6 protein-coding genes are annotated in these 4,895 nt (G+C 64.4%); 2 read left to right on the top strand and 4 right to left on the bottom strand.

What is annotated here, in order from left to right; genetic code table 11:
- The 3 genes from VJ307_01330 to VJ307_01320 form a co-directional block, all read right to left on the bottom strand.
- Positions 1 to 423 (bottom strand): efflux RND transporter permease subunit (locus tag VJ307_01330; protein HJX72769.1); only part of this gene is annotated, 423 nt, incomplete at its 3' end.
- A gap of 7 nt (positions 424 to 430) precedes the next feature.
- On the bottom strand, positions 431 to 1,618 hold the full coding sequence (locus tag VJ307_01325) for an efflux RND transporter periplasmic adaptor subunit (protein HJX72768.1): 1,188 nt from the start codon (positions 1,616 to 1,618) through the stop codon (positions 431 to 433).
- Between the two features lie 144 nt (positions 1,619 to 1,762).
- Entirely contained in the window at positions 1,763 to 2,356 is a 594-nt protein-coding gene (locus VJ307_01320) for a YceI family protein (GenBank protein HJX72767.1), read from the bottom strand.
- A gap of 344 nt (positions 2,357 to 2,700) precedes the next feature.
- Between VJ307_01320 and VJ307_01315 the strand changes: the two genes are divergently transcribed.
- Complete coding sequence (locus VJ307_01315) at positions 2,701 to 2,961, top strand: hypothetical protein (protein HJX72766.1); 261 nt, start codon at positions 2,701 to 2,703, stop codon at positions 2,959 to 2,961.
- A gap of 381 nt (positions 2,962 to 3,342) precedes the next feature.
- Here VJ307_01315 and VJ307_01310 read toward each other — a convergent pair whose 3' ends face one another.
- On the bottom strand, positions 3,343 to 3,564 hold the full coding sequence (locus tag VJ307_01310) for a hypothetical protein (GenBank protein ID HJX72765.1): 222 nt from the start codon (positions 3,562 to 3,564) through the stop codon (positions 3,343 to 3,345).
- A 412-nt stretch (positions 3,565 to 3,976) separates the two neighbouring features.
- On the opposite strand from VJ307_01310, the gene VJ307_01305 reads away from it, so the two are divergent.
- Entirely contained in the window at positions 3,977 to 4,756 is a 780-nt protein-coding gene (locus tag VJ307_01305) for an MJ0042-type zinc finger domain-containing protein (protein ID HJX72764.1), read from the top strand.
- Positions 4,757 to 4,895 lie beyond the last annotated feature (139 nt).

The following is a 4,895-nucleotide window of genomic DNA, read 5'->3' as shown; positions in this document are numbered from 1 at the left end:
CGTGAGGACCGGCTGCTGGTCATTGTCGAACTTCGAGATCAGGGGCGGCGTCGCATCCTCCGGCAGGTCCCGGAGGACGGTGGCGACGCGATCCCTTACGTCCTGGGCGGCCGTATCGATGTCCCGGTTGAGGTGGAAGGTGACGATGACGATGGAGGCTCCCGGCCCCGATATCGACCGCAGCTCGTCGATCCCCTCGACGGTGTTGACCGCCTCCTCGATCCGCTTGGAGATCTCGGTCTCCACCTCTTCGGTGGACGCACCGGGCAATTGGGTGCGGACGGAGACGGTCGGCAGGTCCACCGAGGGGAACCGGTCGACACCGAGACGGACATAGCTTGCGGCCCCGACGACGACCAGGGCAAGGATGAGCATCGCGGCGAAAACGGGGCGGCGGATGCAGATTTCGGCGAGTTTCTGCAAGGATGGCCTACGGCTTCAGGGTGACAGGCTGGCCGCCGGTGAGGTTGCCGGGATCGACCACCACTTGCTCCCCTGCGGCGAGCCCTTCGAGAACTTCCACGCGGCCGCCGATGCGCCGCCCCGTGCGGATCCGCTTTTCCACGGCACGACCGTCCGCAACCCCGAACACCCTCTCGAGTCCGGCGAAGGTCACGATCGCCTGTTCCGGCACCAGGACGACGGGACGGTCGGCGGAGACGACGATCTCGGCCCGCGCGAACGCGCCGGGCCGGAGCCTGCCCTGCCGGTTCGCCACCTCGGCCTCCACGACCAGCGTCCGGTTCTGCTCCTGGAGGGCCGGACTCAGGCGGGCCACGCGCCCGGCATGCTCTACGGAGTCCCCTTCCGGATGCACCCGGACCTCCTGCCCGACCCGGATCGCGGCGGCGTCCCGTTCCGGGACCGCTACCCGCAGCCGAAGCGGGTGGATCCGGACGAGGCGGACAACGGGAGAGCCGGCGGCCAGGTATTCGCCCACCGAAACCAGGCGCTCCCGCACCGCCCCGTCGATGGGCGCATGAAGCACGGAGTCGGCGAGTTGCTGGCGCGCCAGCGAGAGGGCCGAGCGCCGTTCGGCGAGGAGCTCCTGGCGGTTCCGGACCTCTTCGATGGCGGCCTGGTAGCGGCTCTCGGCGACGAGCAGCCGCGACAGAGCGACATCGAATTCGGCCCGCGCGACGAGATCTCTCTCGCGCAGCTGCGCCACGCGATCCCGGTTCAGGCGCGCCTCCTCGAGCACCGCCCGCGCCTCCCGAACCAGCGCGGTCTTCTCGGGGTCCATGCTCTCCTCCGAGCCTTCCGAAGGAAGTCCCAGACTCGCGCGCACCTGCCGGAGGGCGGCCTCGGCCTGCTCGACGCGGAACCGGAAATCCGCCGGGTCGAGGCGCCCGAGGATCTGCCCCTTCCTCACCGGGCTTCCGAGGTCGACCGCGATTTCGCTCACCCGTCCTGCCACCTTGAACCCCGCCGCCACTTCCTCGTCGGCGGCGAGCGTCCCGGTGACGATCACCGTGCGCGGCAACCGCTCCGACGCGGCAGCGACGACATGAACCGAGAGGAGGGGCTCCTTCCCTTTGTCGCCGGGCGAAGCACGGGCAGCCTGCTCTCCGCGCTGGCAGCCCACACCGGCCAGAACGAGCGCGACGAGCCCTGCCACCGCAATCGGGCTGGATTTCCGGAAGCTCCGCGTCCCAATAGACATGGAGACAGTGTACGTCCGTCCGCGGACGTCAGGCAACAGCGCAAGGAGGACGGGGAGGACCGCACCGCGACCGGAGCTTCGAACGATGACTCCCGGGGCTTATGTCTCTTGGACGAGCTCGATGTCGATGGTGATCTCCACTTCGTTCCCCACGACCACCCCTCCGGCCTCGATCGCCTTGTTCCAGGTGAGCCCGAAATCGTCCCGTTTGATTTTCGTGAAAGCCGATCCTCCGACCCGCGTATTTCCCTGGAGGTCCTTGATCTTCGCGGTCGGCCCCTCGATCTCCAGCACGACCTCCCTGGTCACCCCGCGAATCGTCAGATCTCCGGTCATCCGGAGCTTCCCGGCGCCCGCCTTTTCCACCTTCTTCGATCGGAAGACGAGATGGGGGTGATTGGCGACATCCAGGAAATCGGGGCTTTTCAGGTGGTTGTCGCGCTTGGCGACGCGGGTGTTGATGGAGGCGGCGTCGATGGTGATCTCCGCCGAGGACCGGGAGATGTCCTGCTCGTCGTAGACGATCTTCCCCGACACCTTATCGAATTCGCCCCGCACATAGGAAACCATCAGATGGCGCACCTTGAAATGGACCCCCGTATGCTCGGGATCCAATTTCCACGTTTCCGCGGAAACCGCCGCAGGGAGCGCGAAAACAAGGGCGGCAACGCCCGCGATCCAATATCGCCGCATCTCTTTCCTCCTTGGCAAGGGACCGCAAGCCGGGTCCCGGTGTCCTTCTGGAGATTCACCGCAATGCCATCGGGTTGCAGGAACCGGGCATTTTTCGCTGCATGGAGCCGGCTCGTGGGAAATCGTGGGGGCATTTCCCTCCCCCAAGCAGAAAAAAATTTACCATTCTTCCCGGCATGCTATCAGGATTGGATACTGGTCTTCCTTTGTTTTATCTCTTTTACTTCTCAATGTATTTGAATATCCAACGCATATATCTGCGGGAGAAATCACGGGGTATTGCGGTACATATTTTGCTTCCCTTTGGAGTCAGGCAAATTTGTACGAGGTGGCCCTTGGTCCAGGTGCTGGCGTTCCGGAAGAGGAAGGTCGGCAAACAGGCAGATAATCAGTCGGAGGGGCCTCCCGTGAAGACTGTCACCGTCTATCATGTAGATTACGTGAAACAAAAGAAAATCCCCATCGGGGCCGTGGAGGAACGAAGGAAGAAGGAGCGCCCCGAGAATCTGGCGGGGCTGCTGCGCATCGCGAGAGAGAAGTATTCCTCCACCCCCCAAGAGGCATTCCAGACCGCTGTGGATGGGAGTAATTTCCTGGAACGGTAGCGCGCGGCCACCGTTCCGTACGTCATAACGGGGCAGATCGGGAACTTCCGGGGAGAAAGGGCGGGCTCCCCCCTCTTGACAGGAATCCGTGGATATAATCAAATCGCCGGGTACGAAGAGGTCTCCGGGCAGCAAGATCGGTAAATTCCCAGGAACACGATCATGCGCGGTCAACCCGAACCCGTCCCGAAGAAAGGGAAAACTGGCAGGATCGTTCTCCCTTTCCGACAAGGGAGGTCCCGGACGGATCGGCGAAAACCACGCAGGGACGGACGAGGGCGGTGATGAAAAAAACCTCATTTTCGTGGCGATTCGCCTTGCAACGCTTCTTCCCCCGTATGCCGCGCAGGCAGCGGTGCTCTCCTGGGTGCTGCCTACCTCCTACACCAGCGGGGCGCCGATCGCCGAGACCGATCGCGCGAGAATCGTCGTGAAGATGTTTACGGGACCTTCCGCGACAGGGCCCTGGACCTTGGCGGTGACGACATCTCCGGGGGCAACCTCCGCGACGGGGCCCGATCCCTTGCCGGGGGAGACCCTTTGGTACACGCTGACGACCACCCTCGACGGGATGGAGAGCGATTTCGCACAGCCGGTCAGCAAGACGGCACCTGCCGAGCCGCCGCCTCCGGCACCGAAAATACCGGCCGCCCCCGGGGGTCTCAGAATATCCCTGCCCCTGCTCCCCGATCGGGGATGGGGTCACGGGTAAGGGTATCCCGGCAGGTCGATCGATTCCCGGATCGGACCTCGCTCGTTCCCCCGGGAGGACGGGGGGATTCCGGCCGTCCTGCATCCTTTCCGTTTCCGCATGGTTCCCGCGCACCCCGAGAAACGCGTTTCCTCCCTTGCCAACCTCCCGCCAAAACGTTATCTTTGTTTTTCCCACTTCCTCATCCTGCTGTAACGGGAAGACGACAGCGCCGCGAGCCGACGGAATACGGGAACATCCGTATTTCACGGCTGTACCGGCCGTTTCGCACCGGCTTTTCCGCCGAACCCGCGGGGGAAGTTGATGGTTATCGAATGTAGCGTTTGCCAGGCCCGCTACCGCATGCGGGAATCGATGATGCGGGGGTTCCAGGGGGCGGAGGTCCGCTGCCGCAAGTGCGGCGGGATCATCGTGATCATGAACACGGCGACGGTCCCCGGCCCCGCGGTCCCGTCGGCTCCGGCAGGGGAGACGCGCGCCCATCGCCAGCCTTCCCCCCCGGGCGAAATATCCGGAATCCCGGCCAGGCAGGAGCACTCGTCCCCGGAACATGCCCGGCGCGGCCCACCGCCGAGCGAGAGGAAGGCGCAGCCCGGAACGGCGCTCGCGGAAGAGACGGATATCGAGGAAGCCGTCCCCGACAACGTCTACTCGCTCGAACATTTCCGGGAAATTCGTCCCCGGAGATCGCCCGCCGACGGCTTCGACATCTCCGGGTACATCCGCCCGGAGCCCTCGGCTCCCCTTCCGGAAGCGGAACCGGATTCCTCGTCGACACCTCCCCCGGAGGCGCCCGTGGAGAAAGATCCGACCGCGGACAGCATCCTGTACGAACCGGTCGTATGGCAGAAGGAAGGGATACTCCCGCCTCCCGGCGAAGATCCCGTCCCTCCTTCCCGGGAAGCAGGATCCCCCCGGAGGTTTTTCTCCCGCAAGGAACGGCCCCTTTTCCCTCCCCTGCACCCCATGTTCCCCCGGATTTCCGACATCGCTTTCGTCTATCTTCTGCTGCTCCTCGCCGGAGGAGTGGGATACCTGGTGGTTCGCCTCCTCGCCCCCCTGTTTGCCTCCCGCTTCCCTTAGCCCGCATTTCTCACCAGTTGCCATGACCCTGCGGATCACCCGCGAGGGATGAAAATGGGGTAGATTTGGAAGCGCCGCAGCCGAACGACGCCGGCTTACCCTTGGTACCTGCGAGTCCGTCACCAGTTGGGCGCGGGAG

The organism is Candidatus Deferrimicrobiaceae bacterium, from assembly GCA_035256765.1.
In the GTDB taxonomy this organism is placed as follows: Bacteria; Desulfobacterota; Deferrimicrobia; order Deferrimicrobiales; family Deferrimicrobiaceae; genus CSP1-8.
This window is presented reverse-complemented; position numbering and strand designations above follow the sequence as displayed.

What these genes read in the sequence shown, in the direction of transcription:
- VJ307_01305 (HJX72764.1), top strand. Translation starts at nt 3,977, where the DNA reads ATGGTTATCGAATGTAGCGTTTGCCAGGCCCGCTACCGCATGCGGGAA.
- VJ307_01320 (HJX72767.1), bottom strand. Translation starts at nt 2,356, where the DNA reads ATGCGGCGATATTGGATCGCGGGCGTTGCCGCCCTTGTTTTCGCGCTC.